Below are 413 nucleotides of genomic sequence, written 5' to 3'. Positions count from 1 at the left end.
GAATACGTTCCCGGGCCTTGTACACACCGCCCGTCACACCATGGGAGTTTGTTGCACCAGAAGTAGCTAGCCTAACTGCAAAGAGGGCGGTTACCACGGTGTGGCCGATGACTGGGGTGAAGTCGTAACAAGGTAGCCGTAGGGGAACCTGCGGCTGGATCACCTCCTTAACGAAAGATTGACGATTGGTAAGAATCCACAACAAGTTGTTCTTCATAGATGTATCTGAGGGTCTGTAGCTCAGTTGGTTAGAGCACACGCTTGATAAGCGTGGGGTCACAAGTTCAAGTCTTGTCAGACCCACCATGACTTTGACTGGTTGAAGTTATAGATAAAAGATACATGATTGCTGATGTAAGCTGGGGACTTAGCTTAGTTGGTAGAGCGCCTGCTTTGCACGCAGGAGGTCAGGA

At 49.9% G+C, this 413-nt stretch carries 1 tRNA gene and 1 rRNA gene; both read left to right on the top strand.

Annotated features, from left to right (window positions below):
• A 16S ribosomal RNA gene (locus tag BFL28_RS19105) occupies window positions 1-170 on the top strand; the annotation flags it as partial.
• Between the two features lie 59 nt (window positions 171-229).
• Window positions 230-306: transfer RNA gene (locus tag BFL28_RS19100), tRNA-Ile, on the top strand.
• The last annotated feature ends 107 nt before the right edge of the window (window positions 307-413 follow it).

Source organism: Sphingomonas turrisvirgatae, from assembly GCF_001721295.1.
In the GTDB taxonomy this organism is placed as follows: domain Bacteria; phylum Pseudomonadota; class Alphaproteobacteria; order Sphingomonadales; family Sphingomonadaceae; genus Sphingomonas; species Sphingomonas turrisvirgatae.
This window is presented reverse-complemented; position numbering and strand designations above follow the sequence as displayed.